Origin of the sequence: Pseudomonas nitroreducens, from assembly GCF_014204515.1 — a bacterium.
Lineage (GTDB): Bacteria > Pseudomonadota > Gammaproteobacteria > Pseudomonadales > Pseudomonadaceae > Pseudomonas > Pseudomonas nitritireducens_A.
In genome coordinates, this window is record NZ_JACHLI010000051.1 from 15,615 (window position 1) to 36,060 (window position 20,446).

Here is a 20,446-nt window from a genome sequence, read left to right on the forward strand (position 1 = left end):
AGAATGCTCAGTGACTGTCCGCGCTCGGCTGCGCGGGCGGGGCGATCTTCTTCATCAGCGGCACCAGCAGCAGGGTCACCGCAAAGCACGCGCCGACCAGCAGGAAGGCGTCGGCGAAGGTCAGCGTCTGCGCTTCGCGCCAGGTCAGGTCCCACAGGTGTTTCAGGGCCTGCTGGCTGGGTTCGCCGTTGAGGTCCAGGGACGGCGCCAGCCAATGGTTGAGCGCTTCGTTGCCGCTGTTCAGGTGCTCGGCCAGGCGCAGGAAGTGCAGGTTGGCGCGGTCGTTGAGCACCGTGGCGCAGGCGGCGATACCGATGGCGCCGCCGAGGTTGCGCATCAGGTTGAACAGACCGGAAGCCAGCTTGAGGCGCTCCGGCGGCAGCGAACCCAGCGCCAGGGTCACGGTGGGCGCCACGCAGAACTGTTGCGCCATGCCGCGCAGGGCCTGCGGGAACATCAGCTGCGCCGCGCCCCAGTCGTGCGTGAGCGGGGCGAATTCGTACATCGACAGGGTGAACATCAGCATCCCCAGCAGGAGGATCCAGCGCAGGTCGACGCGTTTGGCCAGCGCCGCGTACAGCGGAATGCTCATGATCTGGAAGATGCCCGTGGAGAAGATCGCCAGGCCGATGTCCAGCGCGCCGTAGCCGCGTACCCGGCCGAGGAACAGCGGGGTCAGGTAGATGGTGGCGAAGATGCCGATACCGGTGACGAAGCTGAACAGGCAGCCGAGGGCGAAGTTGCGTTCCTTCAGTGCGCGCAGGTCGACGATGGGCTGCGCCGAGGTCAGGCTGCGGTAGATGAAGGCGACGCCACAGAGGCCGGAAATCCACGCGGTGGCGAGGATGGTGTCGTCACTGAACCAGTTCCAGCGCGGACCTTCCTCCAGGGTGTATTCCAGGCAGCCGAGAAACAGCGCCATCAACGCGATCGCCGGGTAGTCGGCGCCCTTGAGCAGCGACAGGTCGGGCTTGTCGATGCGCACCATGATCGGCACCACGATGGCGACGAACAGCCCCGGCACCAGGTTGATGTAGAACAGCCAGGGCCAGGAGGAAATGTCGGTGATCCAGCCGCCGACCACCGGCCCGAGGGTCGGCGCGAGGGAGGCGATGGCGCCGATGGTGGCGGCGACGATGATCCGCTGCTTGCCGTCGAAATAGAGGAAGCCGGTGGTGAACACCATGGGGATCATCGAGCCGCCGAGAAAGCCCTGCAGCGCGCGGAAGGCGATCATGCTCTGGATGTTCCAGGCCATGGCGCAGAGCAGGCTGGTGAGGGTGAAACCGAGCGCCGAGGCGGCGAACAGCCAGCGCGTGGACAGGACCTTGGACAGCCAGCCCGACAGCGGGATGACGATGATCTCGGCGATCAGGTAGCTGGTCTGCACCCAGGCCAGCTCATCGGCCCCGGCCGACAGCCCGCCGCCGATATCGCGCAGCGAGGCGGAGACGATCTGGATGTCCAGCAGGGCGATGAACATGCCCAGGCACATGCAGGCGAAGGAGATGACCTTGCGGCCGGTGGAAAGGCTTTCCACCGGTACCGTCGCGCTGCTCCAGAACGGATGGCTCCAGATCTTGCTGCTGGCGAGGCTCACGGCTGCGTGCCCTGGGCGACGCGCTGGTCGGCGGCGTCGCGGGCATGGGCGCGGGTGTCCACTGCCACCAGCACCGAGAGGCCGGGGCGCAGGTTGCCGAGGCGGCCGTCCGCGTCATCCAGGTGCACGCGCACCGGCACGCGCTGGACGATCTTGGTGAAGTTGCCGGTGGCGTTCTCCGGCGGCAGGATGCTGAACTGCGCGCCGGTGGCCGGGGCCAGGCTGTCGAGGTGGCCGTGGAAGACCTTGCCGGGCAGGATGTCGGCTTCGATGGTCACCGCCTGGCCGGGCTGCATGCGCGCCAGTTGGTCCTCCTTGAAGTTGGCGTCCACCCACAGGCCCTGGGCGGGCACCACGGCGAGCAGCTGGGTGCCGGCGGCGACGTAGCTGCCGACCCGTGCGCGGCGGTTGCCGATGTAGCCATCCACCGGAGCACGGAGCTCGGTGTAGCTCAGGTCCAGGCGTGCCAGGTCACGGGCGGCGTCGGCCTGTTCCAGCGCAGCCTGGGCCTGCTGCCGCTGGCTGTGGATCACGTCGAGCTGGCGACGCGCAGCGAGCAGGCTGGCGTGGGCCTTGTCGCTGTTGGCGCGGGCGGATTTGAAGCTGGCGTCGGCGCGTTGCGCAGCTTCCACCGACACGGCATTGGTGCGCACCAGGGTGGCGTAACGGCGTTGGTCGTCGCGGGTGCGCACTTCCTCGGCGCTGGCTGCGTCGATCTCCGCCTGGCTCTGGCGGATCAGCGCGTCCTGCAGCGACGCCTGGGCGTCGACATTGCCCAGCGCGGCTTCTTCGGCATGCACCGCGCCCTCGGCTTTCGCCAGCGCGGCGCGGTAGTCGCGGTCGTCGATGCGGGCGAGGAGATCGCCAGCGTGCACCAGCTGGTTGTCGCTCACCTTCAGCTCGGCGATGTAGCCGGCCACGCGCGGGCTGATGACGGTGACGTCGCCACCGACATAGGCATCGTCAGTCTTCTCCAGGAAGCGGCCGTCGAGCCACCAGTGCCCGGCGTAGGCGCCTGCGCCGAGGATGGCTGCGGTGGCGATGGCCAGCTTGAGCGCCTTGCGTGATTTCGGTCTGGCCGTGTCGACGGCTGGCGTGGCGGGGAGGGTGACGGGCTGGTTCATGGCGGCCTCGCTCAGGCGTTATCGGCGTTGGGGATGTTCTGGGGATTGGCTTGCGGGAAGACCGGGACGAGTCGCTCGCCCTCGCGGCGGTGGATCTGGTGCTGCGGACCGATGGGTTCGCCGCTGTCGGCATCCACCAGGGCCAGGCGCACCGGGCGGCCGCTGCGGGTGTCGACAAGCTCGGCGGTATTGGCCATGCCGGCGTGGCGCTTGCCCCACTGCAGCAGGGTCAGCAGCACCGGGCGCAGGTCGCGGCCGCGCTCGGTGAGCAGGTACTCGTAGCGCGGCGGATGCTCGCTGTACTGGCGGCGCTGCAGCAGGTCGCTGTCCACCAGGGCGCGCAGGCGGCGGGTGAGGACGTTGCTGGCGATGCCCAATCGTGCGAGGAACTGGTCGAAGCGGGTGGAGCCGTAGAAGGCTTCGCGCAGGATCAGCACGTTCCAGCTGTCGCCGATCAGGTCCAGCGCCTGGGCGACCGGGCAGGGCAGGTGTTCGAAGCTGGATCTGCGCATGCTGCACCTCTTTGCATGAAGGTCGTCATTCAATAGGGCCGCCTTGTTTCGGGCCTGGCAAGGCGACAGGCAAGGGACGGCTGGAAAAGATTATGGTTGTAATCTAATCCGGTCACTTGCTTTGCGCAAGTGACTCGTCAGGGTAGAAAAGGCGCAGGGGATGAACGGTTTTCCGGGTGAACTTTCGACCGGCGAACCGGTTGCCCGATCCTGCAGAAGTTGCACGGCGAAGTTCCGGGGAAGTTGCCGATAATTCAAACGAGAAGAGTCTTGAAGTGGTTGGAGTAATTATCCGGAAAGTGGTCTGGAACGATTGTTCCAGCACTTTCCTGCGCGCAAAAAAAAGGCCGCCTGGGGAGGCGGCCAAACCAAAGGATGATGAAGTGGAGCAATCCTTCGGACGCTCTGGAGCGGGCATCCGGGACTCATGTTCTTCATCGGGGCGCAAGCTTAATGGCGTGGGCGGCAAATGCTGAATCATTCGTTTCGATATCGACTATCGACAAGGCTGGTTGGAGAGCGGAACGGCGGATTGTTATCTCTTCGCTCGTTCTGCCGATGGCAGGACAACATAAGAAAGTTGTTCAGCATTCAATCGATACACCTGCCAAGACAAGTCCAACAAAGGGGTAGCAGATGTCCGCGTTCCGACTCACATTGCTCGGTGCATGCCTGGGGGCAAGCGCCGCCGGCATGCCGTTCCAACTGGCCCACGCCGCCGTGGTTGCCGACCAGTCCGAAGCCACCGGCTTCATCGAAGGCAGCACGGCCTCGCTGCTGCTGCGCAACTACTACTACAACAGCGACCGCAAATCCGGCGACCGCGACCGCAAGGACTGGACCCAGGGCTTCTCGCTGAACTACAGCTCCGGCTTTACCCAGGGCACCGTGGGCTTCGGCGTCGAGGCCTTCGGCAACTGGGGCATCCGCCTGGATGGCGGCGCCGGCACCTCCGGTACCGGCAACCTGCCTGTGCGTGACGATGGTTCGCCGGAAAGCGAATACGGCCGCGCTGGCGGCGCCGTGAAGCTGCGCGTGTCGAAGACCGAGCTGCGCTGGGGTGACCTGCAACCTACCGCGCCGGTATTCGCCGCTGGTGGCACGCGCCTATTCCCGCAGACCGCCACCGGCTTCAACGTGCTCAGCAGCGAGATCGCCGGGCTGGACCTGGACGGCGGCCATTTCACCGGCGGCAATGGTCCGGTGACCACCAACGGCGACCACGGCATCTGGGCCTCCTACGCCAACGTCGAGGCCAGCAGCATCGACTATGTGGGCGGCAAGTACGCGGTCAACGACACGCTGAACTTCTCGCTCTACGCCTCCAAGCTGGAAGACGTGTGGCGGCAGTACTACGGCAACGCCAACTACACGCTGGCGCTGGCGGACGACCAGTCGCTGAACTTCGACTTCAACCTCTACCGCACCAACGACGATGGCAGCGCCAAGGCCGGTGACATCAACAACACCACCTGGTCCGCCGCCGCCGCGTACACCTTCCTCACCGCGCACACCCTGACCCTGGCCTACCAGAAGGTCCACGGCGATACGCCGTTCGACTACGTGGCATTCGGCGTCAACGGTCCCGGCGATACCGGCGACTCGATCTTCCTTGCCAACTCCATCCAGTACTCGGACTTCAACGGTCCGGAAGAGAAGTCCTGGCAGCTGCGCTACGACCTGGCGATGGCCTCCTATGGCATCCCTGGCCTGAGCTTCATGGCCCGCTACGTCAATGGTCACGGCATCGACGGGACGAAGATGGCCGCCGACAGCCAGTACCGCGGCTATGGCTACGGTGAGGACGGCAAGCACCACGAGACCAACCTGGAAGCCAGGTACGTGGTGCAATCCGGGCCGGCCAAGGACCTGTCCTTGCGCCTGCGCGAGGCGATCCACCGCGGCAACGCCGACCAGGCCGAAGGCGACGTCAACGAGTTCCGCCTGATCGTCGACTACCCGCTGTCGATCCTGTAACAGGCGCCAATGCCGCACCTTGTTGAGGGTCGCCCCAGGGGCTCTTCGTAGGAGCGAGCTTGCTCGCGAATGGATTACCCGGCCGCTTCAGCGGCAAGCGGTTCGCGAGCAAGCTCGCTCCTGCAGGACCCGACGTCACGCGCAGATGTTCTCGGCTCGCCGGGCCCATGACGCGCCAGCGCTATCCGCCCTGCAAGGGCGGTCTTCTGCGCGCCTGGAGTGCGGGCGGGGCGCTACAATCGGCGCTCCGTCCCTGTCCGCGAGTAGAGTCGATGTCCGAAGAACAGCGCAGCACACACCTGATCGATGGCCCGGCAGGCAAGCTGCAGTTGCTGATCGACCGGCCGGCTGTGGCGGTGAAAGGCATTGCGCTGATCAGCCATCCGCAGCCGCTACTCGGCGGCAGCCCCAAGCACCGAGTGCCGCTGACGCTTTCGCGCAAACTCTGTAGCGCTGGCTGGCTGACCGTGCGACCGAGCTTTCGGGGCGTGGATGGCAGCGAAGGCGAGTACGCCGAAGGCATTGGCGAGGCGCAGGACATGCTGGCGGTGATCGCGCACCTGCGCGATGAGTATCCCGACCTGCCGCTGGCGCTGGTGGGCTTCTCCTTTGGTGCGTACGTGTTCGCCCGTGTCGCCAGTGAGCTGTCACCGCCGGCCGATGCTCTCGCGCTGATGGGCCTACCGGTGGGCACCGTGCCCGGTGGCCGCGACTACCCCGCGCAGGCGGTACCCGGCGATTGCCTGCTGCTGCACGGCGAGGTGGACGAGATGGCGCCGCTGGCCAATCTGCTGGACTGGGCGCGCCCGCTGCAGCGTGAGGTGCTGCTCTACACCGGCGCTGATCACTTCTTCAAGGGCTGCCTGGAGCGCGCGGTGGAGCGGGTGGTCGAGCATCTGCAGCGGAGCGTGGAATAGCCGCTCAGAGGTCCTTCTTCCACTCCTTGTCCAGGTGCTTGTCTTCCTTGTGGCGCTCCTTGTCGAGGTGGTCGTCGGCCTTTTCCACTTCGTCCTTGTCGTGCTTGTAGCCCTTGTCGATTTCCTTGGCGTCGTGGTCGACGCCCTTGTCGATATCGCGGTGCAGATCGCGCACATCCTTGGCGATGTCGCCCTCGGCGTGGACAAGCCCCGTCGTGCCGCCCAGCAGCAGGAGCGTGGCCAGGGTCAGTGTGGCTTTGTGCATGGTGGCTTCCTCCGTCGGTGGGGCCGTGCCGTTACTGCGAGGCAAGTCTAGTCGCCTCGCGGCTGTGGGCGGGCTTTCCGACGGCAGGCGGCGTTGCGCTCAGCTCAGCTCGCGCAGGTATTCCCAGGGATAGATACCGCGGTCGTGGCCGTCGTCGAACACCAGTTGCACGCCGTAGCCCTGCAGGTTCAGCTGCTGCAGGACGACCCCGGCCGGCGCCATGTCGATCCGCCCACGCAGGCGCGCCGCCCGGCACTGCGAGCAGGGGCAGGCGCTGCGCAGGCGGGTGAAGGCGATGCACTGCTCGACGCCGTCGTCCCAGCGGATGCGTAGCTCGCCGTCGGCGCTGGAACGGTGCAGCGCGACGGGCGTGTTCATGTCGGCTGACCCAGCTGAGTGAGGGCAATGCGCACGGCTTTTCGCACTTCCGGGTCACCGTCGTTCTCGGCATTGCGCAATGCCTCGATGGCATCGCCGCTGCCCAGTTCGCCCAGGGCCAGCGCGGCTTCCTTGCGCAGGTTGCTGATGCCATGGCCGAGCACAACCTTCAGGCCTTCCAGCGCCGGCAGGTAACGCAGCTTGCCCAGCGAGCGGGCGGCGCGCAGGCGCACCTGCCAGAAGTCGTCTTCCAGGGCTTGTACCAGTGCTTCGCCAGCCTCGGGCAGGGCCAGCTTGCCCAGGGTGCCGGCAGCTTCCTCGCGCACCTGCCAGGCCGGGTCGGCCAGTGCCGCCTGCAGGGCCGGCAGCACGCTGGCGTCGATGGCCAGGCCGAGGGCGCCGGCGGCGGCACGACGCACTTCCTCGTCCGGATCGTCGCGGGTCAGGCGTGCCAGGTGCGGGAGGGCGTCGGTGCGCTTGAGCCAGCCGAGGATGCCCACGGCCTCACGGCGCACGCCGGCATCGCTGTCGTCCAGCGCAGCCAGGGCCGGCTCGGCGGCGGCGGCCAGGCGCAGCTCGCGCAGGGCACGCAGGGCGCTGCGACGCACGAAGATGTCGGTATGGCTCGCCCAGGGCAGCAGGCGCACGCCAGCCTCGGCGGTCTTCAGCTCGCTCAGGCTCTGGGCGGCAGCTTCGCGCACGTCGTCGTCGCTGTCGGCCAGGGCCTGGCAGAGGGCGTCCACCACCTCGGGTTCTTCCCAGGCTTCCAGCAGGCGCGCCGCTTCGGCGCGGACGCTGGCGGCGGCGTCATGGTTCAGTGCGTGGGCGAGCCAGGGCAGGCCGTCGGGCTCTTCCAGGTCGGCCAGCTCGATCAGGGCGATGCGGCGCACGCCGGCGTCGGCATCCTGCAGGCGCGGTTGCAGGTCGAGGATGTCGGGGTTCTCGGTATTCAAGTTGAAAGCTGTCATATGGCGAATCGCGGTATCCGTTGTGGAGTGGGCAGGCCCAGCGGGGTCAGGCGTGGCAGCTGGCGGCCGTCTTCGTGGCGCAGCAGTTCCAGGCAGTGGCGCTTGAGCCGGGAGAAGTCCGCGCTGGTGAGCAGGTCGGCGTGCCGTGGGCGCGCGAAGTCGAGGCGGATGTCTTCAAGGATGCGCCCGGGGCGCGGGCTCATCACCAGCAGGCGGTCGGCGAGGAACAGCGCCTCGTCGATGTCGTGGGTGATGAACAGCACGCTGGTGCGCAGGCGCGTCCAGATGTCCAGCAGCAGCTCCTGCATCCTCATGCGCGTCTGCGCGTCGAGGGCGCCGAAGGGTTCATCCATCAGCAGCAGGCGCGGCTGGTTGATCAGCACGCGGGCGATCTCCACGCGCTGCTGCATGCCGCCGGAGAGTTGCGAGGGCCAGCGATCGGCGAAGCCGCTCAGGCCCACCAGCTGCAGCATCTCCTCGGCCTGGCGGTGGCGCTCGGCGCGGGGCACGCCGCGCATCTTCAGGCCGAAGGCGACGTTGTCACGCACCCGTCGCCAGGGCAGCAGGGTGTGGTGCTGGAACACCATGCCGCGCTCGGGCGAAGGGCCGGCGACGCTGGCGCCGTCCACTTCCAGCTGGCCGGCGCTGGGCGTCAGGTGCCCGGCCAGGGCGCCGAGCAGGGTGGACTTGCCGCAGCCGGAAGGGCCAAGCACGCAGACGAATTCGCCCGGTTCGATGGAGAAGCTCAGCGACTGCACGGCCTCGAAGGCATCGCGGCCGTGGCCCAGGTGGATCGACAGGCCGTCGACGCGTACGCGCCCCGGCGCACTGGCGGGCAGACTCATGGCTTGCCTCCGGCCTGGCGCTGCCAGGGCGTGAGCAGGGCGCCGAGCTGGCGCACCAGCAGGCTGCTGGCCATGCCGAGCACGCCGATCAGCAGCATGCCGACGACGATGTCGGGGTAGTTCTGCAAGGTGTAGGACTCCCAGGTGTAGTAGCCGATGCCCCATTGCCCGGAGATCATCTCGGCGGTCACCAGGCAGAACCACGAGGTGCCCATGCCGATGGCCAGGCCGGTGACGATGCTAGGCGCGGCGCCCGGCAGGACCACCTCGCGCAGCAGTGCCAGGCGTCCGGCGCCGAGGCTGCGGGCGGAGGCGAGCAGGCGCGGGTCGACCGCTTCGACGCCGTGGATGGTGTTGAGCAGGATGGGGAACAGCGCGCCGGTGAAGGTGATGAAGATCATCGACAGCTCGGAGCTGGGGAACATCAGGATCGCCAGCGGAATCCACGCCACCGCCGGGATCGGCCGCAGCACTTCCAGCGGCGGCAGCAGGCTGTCGCGCGCCCAGCGGCCACGGCCGATGAGCAGCCCGAGGAGGATGCCGGCGAAGGCCGCCAGCAGGTAGCCGGCGAGCACCCGCAGCAGGCTGCTGCCCAGGTGGCGGCCGAGCTTGCTCGATTGCGCGAGGTTCCAGGCGGCGTCCAGCACGTCACGCGGGCCGGGCACGTTGGCGAAGGTGACCACGCCGAGGTTCACGTGGCGCGCGCTGAGCACCTGCCAGAGCGCGAGGCAGACCAGCAGCGAGGCCAGGCGCAGGCTCCAGCGGGTGAGGGTGTTGGTGTTCATCTGCGGTCTCCGCCAGCCCCGGCGCGCAGGCGCCGGGGCTGGTTGTCGATTCAGCGGCTGGCCACGGCCTGCTGGCTGGCGGCGGCGAAGTCGGCGACCTCGCCACCGTGCTGGCGGGCGAAGGCGTCGGCCTGTTCGCGCAGCAGGAAGGCATCCAGCGCGCCGTCCTTGCCGCGCACGAACCAGGCCTGCCCGGCGAGCAGCTTGATGCCGCTGTCGCTGGCCTGGGCGTACACCGCGCGGATGTTCTTGCCCTGTTGCTTGAGTTCGGCCAGTTGGCCCAGCGCCTCTTTGGCGGAGGCATAGCTGCGCACCTTCGGCTCGCCGCGCACCCAGATCTGCGCGACCTTGCGGGTATCGCCGATCGGCTTGCCGGTCAGCGCATCGTTACCCAGCAGCGGCTGCTGCGCGTAGTTCTTCAGTGCCTGCTCGTAGTCGGCGCCGGACGCCTTGAAGGCCGCGCGGATGTATCGGTCGTCGACGAACTGCTCGACGTTCAGGCCGCGGTCGGCCTTCTTCAGCAGCTTGAGGGTGTCGATGGCGGTGGCCACGGCCTGGCGGTATTCCGGCTTCCAGGTCAGGTCGCGGGTCTGCAGGCCGAGCGGGCCGTGGAACAGGTAGTTCACCTCGGCGGGGATGCCGGCGACCTTCTCGATCAGTTCGCTGTATTTCTCCGGGTCCTGCGCCAGCAGCTGGTTGGCCTCGTAGGTGGCGCGCAGGTAGGCCTCGACGATCTCCGGGTACTTCTGCGCGTAGTCGGCTTCCACCAGCGCGCCGTGGAAGGTCGGCGCCTTGGCCTGGGAACCGTCGTAGATCTTGCGGGCGATGCCACGGCTCTCGAACAGCTCGGCGAAGGGCACGAAATCGGCGTGGGCGGCGATCTTGTTGGCCTGCAGCGCGGAGCCGGCGACTTCCGGCGGCTGCGCGATGATGGTGACGTCCTTCTCCGGGTCCCAGCCTTGTGCGGCGATGGCGCGCAGCAGCAGGCCGTGGGCGGTGGAGGCGAAGGGCACGGAGATGGTCTGGCCCTTGAGCTCGGCCAGCGACTGCACCTTGGACGAGGCGGGCACGACGATGCCGTTGCCGCTGCCCTCGATGCTGCCCGAGAGCACGCTGATGAACAGGCTGCGCTTGCCGGCGGCCTCGTGGGCGACGCCGTTGAGCGAGCCGGGGAAGTCGGCCATGGCGCCGAAATCGAGCTTGCCGGCGACCATCTCGTTGGTCAGCGGCGCGCCGCTGGTGAAGTTCTTCCACTGGATGTCGTACTGCGCGTCCTTGTACGCGCCGTCGTGGGGCAGGTACTTGTCGAGCAGGCCGAGTTCGCGGATCAACAGGCCGCCGGCGGCGCAGTTGATGGTGGTGTCCTGGGTGCCGATGGCGACGCGGATGGTCTCGCCGTGGGCAGTGATGCTGGCAATGGCGAGCGCGAGGCCGGCCAGGGTGGTGCGCAAGGTCATGGGTGTTCCCCTCGAATCGTGAGTGTTGGAATCGTCTCCGCCGCAGGCCTTGCGGTGGGAAACGAGGGGCGGTGCATCAGGCGTCCGGCGGTGGGGCCGGATGGCGTTTCTTATGGGGCTTTTCGTAGGAGCGAGCCTGCACGCGAACAGCTCTCTGCCGGCCCTGGTTCGCGAGCAAGCTCGCTCCTACAGAGCAGCACCGTAGGGCGCATAACCTGGAACAGGTTATCCGCCGGTCAGTCAGCGGCGGATAACGCTGGCGCGTTATGCGCCCTACGGCATCTCCCGGGACAGCAGGGTCAACGCAGCAGGTAGGGGATTTCGACTCGCACGGCGCCGGTCGGGCAGTCCTTTTCGCAGGGCATGCAGTACCAGCATTCGTCGAAGGCCATGTAGGCCTTCTGGGTGGCGGGGTTGATCGCCAGCAGGTCCATCGGGCAGACCTCGACGCAGACGGTGCAGCCCTTGTCGGCGATGCACTTGTCCTCGTCCACCGTCACCGGGGCGCTGGAGCGGAAGAAGATTTCCTGGGGTTGGTAGGCCATTGCACGCGGTCCTCATCGTGTTGCTTTGCCGGCTGTCTTGGCGGTCGGCTGATTCTGTTCGGTGTTCCTGGGGTGGTTCTGGGGCTCGGGCCTTCCCTCACCCTAACCCTCTCCCAGGGGGAGAGGGGACTGTCCTGAGCGGTGAGGAAATCAGCGCTCGCCGGCTGACTCCGTTGTCGCTAATCGTGCCGAACGGCTCCCTCTCCCTCAGGAGCGGGGCGCGCAGCCAGGGCTGGGGTGAGGGGCTCTTCAGGGCACGAAAAATTCAAGCCGCCTCGCTCTTCACCCGCAGCTTCCCGTAAGCCTGCTGCTCATCCTCATCCAGCGCGATCACATAGGGCTCTATGGGCTTCTTGAAGCTGGTCATTGCGCCGTCCTCGCCCTTCTTCAGGTGCGCATGGCAGAACCACTCGGCGTCGTTGCGCAGCGGGTAGTCGACCCGATGGTGATACAGGCCCCAGCGGCTTTCGGTGCGGAACAGCGAGGCGCGGGCGGCCATTTCGGCGCAGTCGCGGATCACGCTGACTTCCATGGCGCGCATCAGCTCGTGGGGGTTGTTCGCCTTGAGCTGGTCCAGGTCGCGGGCGATCTCGGCGAAGCGCTGCAGGCCGATCTCCATCTTCTTCGTCACCTTGGGTGGCTGCAGGTAGTCGTTGACCATCCGCCGCAGCTTGAACTCCACCTGCGCCGGTGGCAGGCCGTGCTCGCGCTTGAGTGGGGCGAACACGCGTTCGCGCTCGCGCTCGACCTGGATGGCATCGACCTCGCTGAACTCGCGCCCGGCCACGTACTGTGCGGCGTTCGCGCCGGCGAACCAGCCGTAGGTGAAGGCGCCGAGCATGTAGTTGTGCGGCACCGCCGCCATGTCGCCGGCCGAGTACAGGCCCCTGACGCTGGTCTCGGCCTTCTCGTTGACCCATACGCCGGAGGCCGAATGGCCGGAGCAGAAACCGATCTCGGAGATGTGCATCTCGACCATCTGCTGGCGGTAGTCGGTGCCGCGATTGGCGTGGAACTGGCCGCGGCTGGGGCGCTCGTTGCTGTGGAGGATTTCCTCGATGGTCTGGATGGTTTCCTCGGCCAGGTGGTCGAGCTTGAGGAACACCGGGCCGTTGCCGCCTTCGAGTTCCTGGTGGAACTCCCACATCATCTGGCCGCTCCAGTAGTCGCACTCGATGAAGCGCTCGCCCTTGGAGTTGGCGGTGTAGCCGCCCAGCGGGCCGGTGACGTAGGCGCAGGCCGGGCCGTTGTAGTCCTTGATCAGCGGGTTGATCTGGAAGCACTCCAGGTTCGAGAGCTCCGCCCCCGCGTGGTAGGCCATGGCGTAGCCGTCGCCGGCATTGGTGGGGTTCTCGTAGGTCCCCATCAGGTAGCCGGACGAGGGCAGACCCAGGCGCCCGGCGGCGCCGCAGGCCAGCACCACGGCCTTGGCGCGGATCACCTGGAACTGGGCGGTGCGGCAGTCGAAACCGAGCAGGCCGTTGACCGCGCCCTCGGCATCGGTGAGAAGGCGGGTGACGACGAGGCGGTTGGTGATCTCGATGCGCGCGCGCTTGAGCTGGCGGTACAGCACCTTCTTGATGTCGTGGCCCTCGGGCATGGGCAGCACGTAGGCGCCCATATGGTGGACCTTCTTCACCGCGTAGTCGCCGACCTCGTCCTTCTCGAACTTCACGCCCCAGCGGTCCAGCTGCTGCAGGGTCTCGAAGCTGTGGGTGGCGTAGGCGTAGACCGCCGCCTGGTTGACGATGCCGTCGTTGGCGATGGTGATTTCCTTGGTGTACTGCTCGGGCGTGGCGTGCCCGGGAATGATGGCGTTGTTCAGGCCGTCCATGCCCATGCTGATGGCGCCGCTGCGCTTGACGTTGGCCTTGTCCACCAGCAGGACGCGCAACTCGCGGTTGGTTTCCTTGGCCTTGATCGCGGCCATCGGGCCGGCGGTGCCGCCGCCGATCACCACGATGTCGTAGGCGAGTTCCTTGTCCGCGGGAACCTGGGAGAGGTCGAACTGGCTCATTGATGCTGTCCCTTGTGGCGGTCGATGCGCAGGCGGTACTGGAAGGCGTCGCCGCGGTAGTAGAGGTGTTCGTAGTCCAGCGGTGCGCCGTCGGCGGTGTGGGTCAGGCGCTCGATGCGCATCACCGGCGAGCCTTCCTCCACCTCCAGCGCGCGGGCCAGTTCGGCGTCGGCGAGGATGGCGTCGATGGCCAGGTCGGCATGGCCCAGGGGCAGGGCGCAGTCGTTCTCGAGGATCAGGAAGATGTCGCGGCTGACCAGGTCGGCCTTCTCCAGGCGCTTGCCAACGTGCTCGGGCAGCCAGGTGATCTCCAGCGACACCAGCTCGCGATTGACCAGGCGGGCGCGCTTGATCTGCACCACGTTGTCACCCTCGGCCACCTGCAGGCGGGCGGCGACCTGGGCGTTGGCGGGCACGGTCTTGAAGCTACGCAGGCGGTTGATCACTTCATAGCCGCGCTGGGTCATGGATTCGCCCAGGCCCTGCAGGGTGCTGACGTTCTGGAACGCCTTGGGCTTGGCGACGAAGGTGCCCTTGCCGTGGATCTTGAAGATCAGCCCTTCCTTCTGCAGGTCGCCCAGGGCCTGGCGCACGGTGATGCGGCTGACCTCGAAGGCCTTGCCCAGCTCGGCTTCCGAGGGCATGCGGCTGAGCGGCGGATAGGTGCCGTCGAGGATGCGCGTGCGCAGGACTTCCTTGAGCTGGCTGTACAGGGGAACGGGGGAGAGGGGGAGTAGTTCGGCCATAGTTCATAACTTGTTATGACGAGTTGCAGAAAGGATAAAAAGAATAGTTGATTCAGGACAAGAAACGATTTCGCATAAGCATAGAGAGCGCTGGTGGCAGGGTTTTTCGGAGCGGTTTTTGTAGGAGCGAGCTTGCTCGCGAACCCACGCTCAGGTCATGAGTGGCCTGGAGGTGATCGCGGACGGGGTCCGTTCCTACGGGATCAGGAGTCCCTCATCCTGACCCTGGCTGCGCGCCCCGCTCCTGAGGGAGAGGGACTGTCTTGAGCGGCGTTTAGTCCGGCGCTCGCCGGCTGACTTCATTGTCGCCTCTCGCGCCGAACGGCTCCCTCTCCCTTCGGGAGAGGGCTGGGGTGAGGGCAAGCCCAGGCACCAGAGTCCCGTTTCGTAGGGCGCATAACGCGCCAGCGTTATCCGCCGTGCATGGGTCGGCGGATAACCTGTTCCAGGTTATGCGCCCTACGGTCGGCTCAGAACGGGCGGCTGCCGGACAGGCTGATGCGCTTCAGGCGACGCTTCTCGCTGGCCGGAAACGCATTGCGCCCGTGCAGCACAGCCTGGTTGTCCCACCAGACGATGTCACCCACCGACCATTTGTGGCTGTAGATCAGCTCGGGCTTCTGCAGGTGTTCGCGCAGCTTTTCCACCAGCGCGGCGCCCTGTTGCGGATCGGCGCCGGGGATTTCCACCTCGGTGTGCACGGAGAGGAACAGCACGCGCCTGCCGTTCTCCGGATGGGTGCGCACCAGCGGGTGCTCGGTGCCCTGGATCGGCTCGATGTCCGGGGTGCGGTAGCGCACGAAGGTGCCGTTGTAGCCGCCGCTTTTCAGGCGGATGAACGGGTTGTAGTTGATCAGGCGCAGCGGGTCGATCTCGGCGCGGGTCGTCTCATCCAGTGTTTCGTAGGCGCGGGCGAGGTTGGTGAACTGGGTTTCGCCGCCGGTCTTCGGTACCTCCAGCGCATAGAGGAAGGAGCCGGAAGAGGGCACTGGCGTCCACTGGTGGTCGACGTGGGCCGGCAGGGCGAAGTTGCCCAGCTCGCCGTCCTCGGTGTTGGCCACCTTGACGATGTCCGGCGCCTTGCCGTCGGCGCCGGAGGACAGCACCGGGATATCCGCCGGCGGCTGGAACACCGCGCCGAACAGGGTGGCGAAGCGCAGGTACTGCTGATCGTCGAGCTGCTGGTCCTTGAAGATCAGGATGTGGTGCTCGCGGTGCGCCTGCTTGATTGCCAGGATCTGCTCGGGCGTCAGCGGCTCGCGGGCGTCGAGGCCGCGGACTTCGGCGCCCAGCGGGGCATCGAGGGGGATGATGGCGAAGGGTTCGGGGGTGGGTTGTTTCAGGGCGGATTGGGTCATGCTTCAGTGCTCCGTTCAGGCATGGGCGGCCCTCTCCCTAACCCTCTCCCTGAAGGGAGAGGGGACTGGATCGGTGCCAGGCGAAACTAAGGTGCAGCCCTGCACCCGAGGTAGCAGGGCTGCACGAGAAGTGCGCTTCAATCGGATACTCCCTCTCCCTTCAGGGAGAGGGCTGGGGAGAGGGGCTCTAGCACTCGACGCCAGAGCTCAGACCTTCTTGATCGTCCGACTCCGCTGCCCATCGACCCCCACCGGCACGTCGCCGTCCAGGGTCACGCGGCGCACGATGCGCGGCTGGGTGCCGTAGTCGTCGACGGCGTAGTGCTGGGTCGCGCGGTTGTCCCAGATGGCCACGTCGCCCGGCTGCCAGCGCCAGCGCACGGTGTTCTCCAGGCGGGTGACGTGGCTCTGCAGCACGGCGAACAGGTGCGCCGAGTCAAGCTGCGAGAGGCCCTTCAGGCGCTTGACGAAGTGCCCCAGCAGCAGGGTCTTCTCGCCGCTTTCCGGGTGCACGCGGACCACCGGGTGCTCGGTCTCGTAGACGGTGGAGGTGAACACCTTGCGGTACTCCTCCAGGCGCGCCGGGTCGACGTTGGGCTTGATGCTCGCGTAGTCGTATTCGTTGCTGTGCACCGCCCAGAGCGAGTCGGCCAGGGTCTTCAGCTCGGGCGACAGGTCGTCATAAGCGGTGGCGGTGTTGGCCCACACGGTGTCGCCGCCGGACTCCGGAGCTACCACATTGCGCAGGATCGAGGCCTTGGGATAGGCGTCGACGAAGGTCACGTCGGTGTGCCAGGAGTTGGCGCGGCGGCCCTGGGCGCCGTCCAGTTCCAGCAGGTAGTGGGTGCCTTCCTGCACCGGCACGGTGGGGTGTGCCACCGGTTTGCCGAGGAGCTTGGCGAAGGCTTCCTGGCCCGGGTCGTCCAACTGCGTCTGGCCACGGAAGAAGATCACCTTGTGCTTCACCAGCGCGGCCTGGATGGCCTCGACGGTGGCGGCGTCCAGCTCGCCGGACAGCTTCACGCCGCGAATCTCGGCGCCGATGCGGCCAGCCACCGGGTGGATATCCAGGGTCAGAATGTCATGTTGGATTGCTTGTGCTGCATGGCTCATCTCATCGTCCTCTTGCTGTCACAGGGGTACTGCAATGGCGCCGCGCCGGGAGCGCGGCGGATGGGGATCAGAAGTCGTAGCGAACCGACGCGCCCAGCGTGCGCGGCTGCCCCACCGAGGCGGTGTAGGAGCCGTTGATGCTGGCGAAGGCGGCCAGGTAGTAGTCCTTGTCGAAGGCGTTCTTCAGCCACACCGAGGCATCCAGCTGGCCGTCACCGAGGTCCTTGCGCAGGCCGACGGAGAAGTTCGCCAGGCCGTAGCCGTCGATCTTCGAGAGGTCGGAGTTGTCCAGCGTGCCCTCGGCCTCGGAGCGGTAGGAGTAGCTGCCGCTGACGTAGGGGCGGATGCCGTCGTCGAGGTTCCAGGCGTATTCGCCGTTGAGGTTGGCGATCCACTTCGAGGCGCCCACCACGCGCTGCCCGGTGAGGTCGCAGGTGGCCGGCGCGCCGGGCTGCGTGGAGACTTCCGCCGGGCACGGGGCGTCCTTGAACGACAGGTAGGTGACGTCGTTGTAGGAGCCGTTGAAGTTCAGCGTCAGGCCGCGAACGGGCAGGGCGGTAGCCTCGAACTCCAGGCCGCGCGAACGCACGCTGCCGGCGTTGGAGAGCACCGAGACCAGTTGGGTCGAGCCTGGCGGCTGGTACAGGGTGGTCGCCTGGTAGCCGTGGATGCCGGTCCAGAACAGGTTGGTGTTCAGCTGCAGGCGGTTGTCGAACAGGGTGGTCTTGATCCCCAGTTCGGCATCGTTGGCGCGCTCCGGGCCGACCAGCAGGGAATCGGCGCCGGCCGTTGGCGCGCTGGCCACGGCGAGGTTCACGCCGCCGGATTTCTCGCCATGGGACAGCGAGGCATAGCCCAGCAGGTCGTCGGTGAACTGGTAGCTCAGGCTCAGCAGCGCCGAGGGCGCGAAGCTGTAGAGGCTGAGGTCACCCGAGTCATAGGCGCCCAGCTGGTTGCGCCGCACCACCGCGCCGGCTCCGGTGGCGGGTGTACCACCCACTGGCGAGAACCGCTGCACCTTGGCGTCCTTTTCTTCGTAGGTGCCGCGCAGGCCGGCGGTGAAGTCCAGCTTGTCGGTGAGGTGCCAGGTGCCCTGGGCGAACAGCGCGAAGCTGTCGGTCTCGATCTTGCCGTTGGCTTTCGAGTAGGTGTTGTTCAGTGCGTTCAGGTCGGTGCCCAGCAGGTAGCGGTCGGCCAGCGGGCCGTAGCTGGTGAAGGTCTTGTTGCCCAGGTTCTGGTTGAACGCGTAGGCGCCCAGCACGTAGTCGAAGAAGCCGCCGGTGGGCGAGGCCAGGCGGATTTCCTGGGAGAACTGGCGGTCGTGGACTTCCACGCCGGTGTTGTTGATCGCCGAGACATCGAGCTGCTCGTCGTTGGCCGGGGTGAAGTGCCAGTAGCGGTAGGCGCTGATGGAGGTCAGCTTGTAGCCGCCGTTGAGGTTCCAGTTGGCCTCCACCGAACTGCCGCCCTGGTGCACGCTGACGTGCTGGCGGGCGTTGATGTTGACCTTGTGTTTGTCCGGATCGCGGATCGGCGAGGCACCTACCGCGGCGGCGCGCTGCCAGAAGCGGTCGGCGGCTCCGTAGACCACCATGCTGCCGTTGCTGGAATCCTCCTCGTTGTAGTCGTTGATCCAGCGCAGGTCGAAGTCCTCGTTGGGCTTGAACAGCAGTTGCCCGCGGATGCCCTGGCGCTCGCCGCCGTTGAGGTAGTTGTCGTCGTGGATGTTCTTGATGTAGCCGTCGTCGCGGGTACGGTAGGCCGAGACGCGCCCGGCGAGGGTGTCGGTCAGCGCGCCGGAGACGGTGCCCTTGCCCTGGAAGTAGCCATCCTGGCCACCGGAGACTTCCACGCTGCGCTCGGGGCTGAAGGTCGGCGCGCGGGTGCTGATGTTCAGCACGCCGGCCGTGGTGTTCTTGCCGAACAGCGTGCCCTGTGGGCCGCGCAGCAGTTCCAGCTGCTCGATGTCGAGCAGGTCGAACACCGCCATGCCGGGGCGGCCGAGGTAGACGTTGTCCAGGTAGACCCCGGCGCTGCCTTCCAGGCCGTCGCTGGCCGGGTTGTTGCCGATCCCGCGCACGGCGATGCTCGACTGCCGCGCATGGATGAAGGCGACGTTGACGCTGGGGAGGATCTGCTGCAGGTCCTGCACCTTGTAGACGCGCTGGGTCTCCAGGGTTTCGCCGCCGACCACGGTGATCGGCGTGGGCACCTTCTGCGAGTCTTCCTCGCGGCGGCGGGCGGTGACAGTGACCTTGCCCAGTGTGGCGTCGGCCTTGGCCGGCGCGGCGCTGACTGGCTTGCTGGTGGTGCTGCTTTCCTCGGTTTCCTCGGCGAGCGCCGGCAGGCTACCGCCCAGGGCCAGCAGCACAATGGCGCAGCGCAGCCGGTGGGGTTTGAAGGGGAAGGGCGAATGTCTCGAAGTCATGCTGTGTCCTTATCCGCCTGCGCCAATCGCAGGCAAAACGGGGCCGCGCCACGCAAAAGTGGCGAACGACGTTTTTCAGTAGTGGTGCGTGCGGCTTTGGCTGTCAGCGACAGCGGGACAGGCACATTCGCGAGGAAAGGAGGTGCAAGGCGGGCATCGGGCGACTCCTGGTCTGAGCTATATTCTTAGTTCATAAAAGAATAGATGTTTGTTTTATTCTTCGTTGACGGAATAAGAACTTGCATTTAAAACGAGCGCATCCCCTGCGGCAAATGCCTTTGCCCTCTATTTTCAATGCCGGAAATGCATCATGGATCTGCGCCAGCTCCGCTACTTCATTGCCCTCAACGAACACCGCAGTTTCGTCCGCGCCGCCGACGCCATGGGCATCACCCAGCCGGCGTTCAGCCGCAGCATCCAGGGCCTGGAGCAGGAGCTGGGCTGCCGCCTGGTGGACCGTGGCAGCAAGGATTTGCGGCCGACCCCCGAGGGCCAGGTGGTGCTGCAGCACGCGCTGAGCCTGGTGCAGGGGGCCAACAACCTGAGCCATGCCATCGCCCGGCTGAACAAGCTGGACTCGGGAGAACTGCGCTTCGGCAGCGGGCCGGCGCCGGCGCAGAAGCTGGTGTCCGACGCGGTGTCGCGCTTCGTCAAGCGCTACCCGCGCATCCACATCCAGTTCGGCGTGGACAACTGGGAGCGCCTGGCGCGCAGCCTGAGCCGCGAGGAGATCGAATTCTTCGTCGCCGACATCCGCCATTTCGAGGCCGACCCGAACTTCCAGACCCGCGCGCTGAAGCCGCGCAGCGGGCTGTTCTTCTGCCGCCAGGGGCACCCGCTGCTGGCCAAGGAGAGCCTCTCCACCAACGACATGTTCGCCTACCCGCTGGCGGCCACGCTGATCCCGCCCAGCGCGCGGAAGATGCTGGCCAACCTCAGCGGCAAGATCGACATCAGCACCAACGTGCAGTGCGAGGACATGGCCTCGCTGGTACGCATCGTCAGCCAGACCGATGCCATCGGCATTGCAGTGGAGGAGGCGGTGAGCGAGCCGATCGAGCGCGGTGAGCTGGTGCGGCTGCACTTTCGCAACCTGCCGCATAACGTGGACATTCTCCAGGCCCGCTGCGGGATCGTGACCCGCAGTGGCGACCGGCTTTCGGCGGCGGCGCGGGCGATGATCGAGCTGCTGGCGGATATTGATGCGGGGGTGGAGAGCGAGGTGGCGTGAGGCTTTCCTTCCCTGTGGGAGTGGGCGCTGTTCGGGAACCGTCGGCAGGTCCGGCGATTGCAGCATGACTCCGGTTTTCCGCATACGTAGGAGCAACTGTCTTTCACCCATTCTCCGTTCGCCACTGAGTGCCATCCCTGACCATTGCGTTGAGCCTCACGATCAGCACGCGCATGCAGG

At 66.7% G+C, this 20,446-nt stretch carries 19 protein-coding genes; 3 read left to right on the forward strand and 16 right to left on the reverse strand.

The features are described 5' to 3' along the window. Positions 1–7: 7 nt before the first annotated feature. From HNP46_RS33665 to HNP46_RS33680, 4 genes are all read right to left on the reverse strand, one after another. The gene (locus HNP46_RS33665) at positions 8–1,495 is read right to left on the reverse strand and encodes a DHA2 family efflux MFS transporter permease subunit (RefSeq protein WP_221455213.1); all 1,488 of its coding nucleotides are present in this window, start codon (positions 1,493–1,495) and stop codon (positions 8–10) included. 101 nt (positions 1,496–1,596) lie between these two features. After that, positions 1,597–2,724: an HlyD family secretion protein gene (locus HNP46_RS33670; RefSeq protein ID WP_184597954.1), complete on the reverse strand. Its 1,128-nt coding sequence runs from the start codon at positions 2,722–2,724 to the stop codon at positions 1,597–1,599. Positions 2,725–2,735: 11 nt separating this feature from the next. Beyond that, complete coding sequence (locus HNP46_RS33675; protein ID WP_184597957.1) at positions 2,736–3,236, reverse strand: winged helix-turn-helix transcriptional regulator; 501 nt, start codon at positions 3,234–3,236, stop codon at positions 2,736–2,738. 112 nt (positions 3,237–3,348) lie between these two features. Next, positions 3,349–3,717, reverse strand: a complete 369-nt coding sequence (locus tag HNP46_RS33680) for a hypothetical protein (protein WP_184597960.1) — start codon at positions 3,715–3,717, stop codon at positions 3,349–3,351. A 212-nt stretch (positions 3,718–3,929) separates the two neighbouring features. On the opposite strand from HNP46_RS33680, the gene HNP46_RS33685 reads away from it, so the two are divergent. After that, complete coding sequence (locus HNP46_RS33685; RefSeq protein ID WP_184598003.1) at positions 3,930–5,213, forward strand: OprD family porin; 1,284 nt, start codon at positions 3,930–3,932, stop codon at positions 5,211–5,213. 272 nt (positions 5,214–5,485) lie between these two features. Further along, the gene (locus tag HNP46_RS33690; RefSeq protein ID WP_184597963.1) at positions 5,486–6,130 is read left to right on the forward strand and encodes an alpha/beta hydrolase; all 645 of its coding nucleotides are present in this window, start codon (positions 5,486–5,488) and stop codon (positions 6,128–6,130) included. 4 nt (positions 6,131–6,134) lie between these two features. On the opposite strand, the gene HNP46_RS33695 is transcribed toward HNP46_RS33690, so the two are convergent. From HNP46_RS33695 to HNP46_RS33750, 12 genes are all read right to left on the reverse strand, one after another. Next, entirely contained in the window at positions 6,135–6,395 is a 261-nt protein-coding gene (locus tag HNP46_RS33695) for a hypothetical protein (protein WP_184597966.1), read from the reverse strand. A gap of 99 nt (positions 6,396–6,494) precedes the next feature. After that, positions 6,495–6,773 carry a DUF971 domain-containing protein gene (locus tag HNP46_RS33700; protein WP_184597969.1) on the reverse strand — a complete coding sequence of 93 codons (279 nt, stop codon included), beginning with the start codon at positions 6,771–6,773 and terminating at the stop codon, positions 6,495–6,497. Continuing rightward, positions 6,770–7,741 carry a HEAT repeat domain-containing protein gene (locus HNP46_RS33705; RefSeq protein WP_184597972.1) on the reverse strand — a complete coding sequence of 324 codons (972 nt, stop codon included), beginning with the start codon at positions 7,739–7,741 and terminating at the stop codon, positions 6,770–6,772. The genes HNP46_RS33700 and HNP46_RS33705 overlap by 4 nt, the downstream gene beginning before the upstream one ends. Beyond that, positions 7,738–8,586, reverse strand: a complete 849-nt coding sequence (locus tag HNP46_RS33710; protein ID WP_184597975.1) for an ABC transporter ATP-binding protein — start codon at positions 8,584–8,586, stop codon at positions 7,738–7,740. The genes HNP46_RS33705 and HNP46_RS33710 overlap by 4 nt, the downstream gene beginning before the upstream one ends. After that, entirely contained in the window at positions 8,583–9,371 is a 789-nt protein-coding gene (locus HNP46_RS33715; protein ID WP_184597978.1) for an ABC transporter permease, read from the reverse strand. The genes HNP46_RS33710 and HNP46_RS33715 overlap by 4 nt, the downstream gene beginning before the upstream one ends. 50 nt (positions 9,372–9,421) lie before the next feature. Further along, complete coding sequence (locus HNP46_RS33720) at positions 9,422–10,828, reverse strand: ABC transporter substrate-binding protein (RefSeq protein WP_184597981.1); 1,407 nt, start codon at positions 10,826–10,828, stop codon at positions 9,422–9,424. Positions 10,829–11,127: 299 nt separating this feature from the next. Continuing rightward, positions 11,128–11,373 carry a 4Fe-4S dicluster domain-containing protein gene (locus HNP46_RS33725; protein ID WP_024767017.1) on the reverse strand — a complete coding sequence of 82 codons (246 nt, stop codon included), beginning with the start codon at positions 11,371–11,373 and terminating at the stop codon, positions 11,128–11,130. 265 nt (positions 11,374–11,638) lie between these two features. Further along, positions 11,639–13,390: a fumarate reductase/succinate dehydrogenase flavoprotein subunit gene (locus HNP46_RS33730; RefSeq protein ID WP_184597984.1), complete on the reverse strand. Its 1,752-nt coding sequence runs from the start codon at positions 13,388–13,390 to the stop codon at positions 11,639–11,641. Beyond that, positions 13,387–14,136 carry a GntR family transcriptional regulator gene (locus HNP46_RS33735; RefSeq protein WP_138216748.1) on the reverse strand — a complete coding sequence of 250 codons (750 nt, stop codon included), beginning with the start codon at positions 14,134–14,136 and terminating at the stop codon, positions 13,387–13,389. The genes HNP46_RS33730 and HNP46_RS33735 overlap by 4 nt, the downstream gene beginning before the upstream one ends. A gap of 470 nt (positions 14,137–14,606) precedes the next feature. Then, entirely contained in the window at positions 14,607–15,494 is an 888-nt protein-coding gene (locus HNP46_RS33740) for a TauD/TfdA dioxygenase family protein (RefSeq protein WP_184597987.1), read from the reverse strand. 207 nt (positions 15,495–15,701) lie between these two features. After that, positions 15,702–16,607: a TauD/TfdA dioxygenase family protein gene (locus HNP46_RS33745; RefSeq protein WP_184597990.1), complete on the reverse strand. Its 906-nt coding sequence runs from the start codon at positions 16,605–16,607 to the stop codon at positions 15,702–15,704. Between the two features lie 67 nt (positions 16,608–16,674). Further along, positions 16,675–19,035 carry a TonB-dependent receptor gene (locus tag HNP46_RS33750; RefSeq protein ID WP_184597993.1) on the reverse strand — a complete coding sequence of 787 codons (2,361 nt, stop codon included), beginning with the start codon at positions 19,033–19,035 and terminating at the stop codon, positions 16,675–16,677. 310 nt (positions 19,036–19,345) lie between these two features. Here HNP46_RS33750 and HNP46_RS33755 point away from each other — a divergent pair, with 310 nt between their 5' ends. Then, complete coding sequence (locus HNP46_RS33755) at positions 19,346–20,266, forward strand: LysR family transcriptional regulator (RefSeq protein ID WP_184597995.1); 921 nt, start codon at positions 19,346–19,348, stop codon at positions 20,264–20,266. The last annotated feature ends 180 nt before the right edge of the window (positions 20,267–20,446 follow it).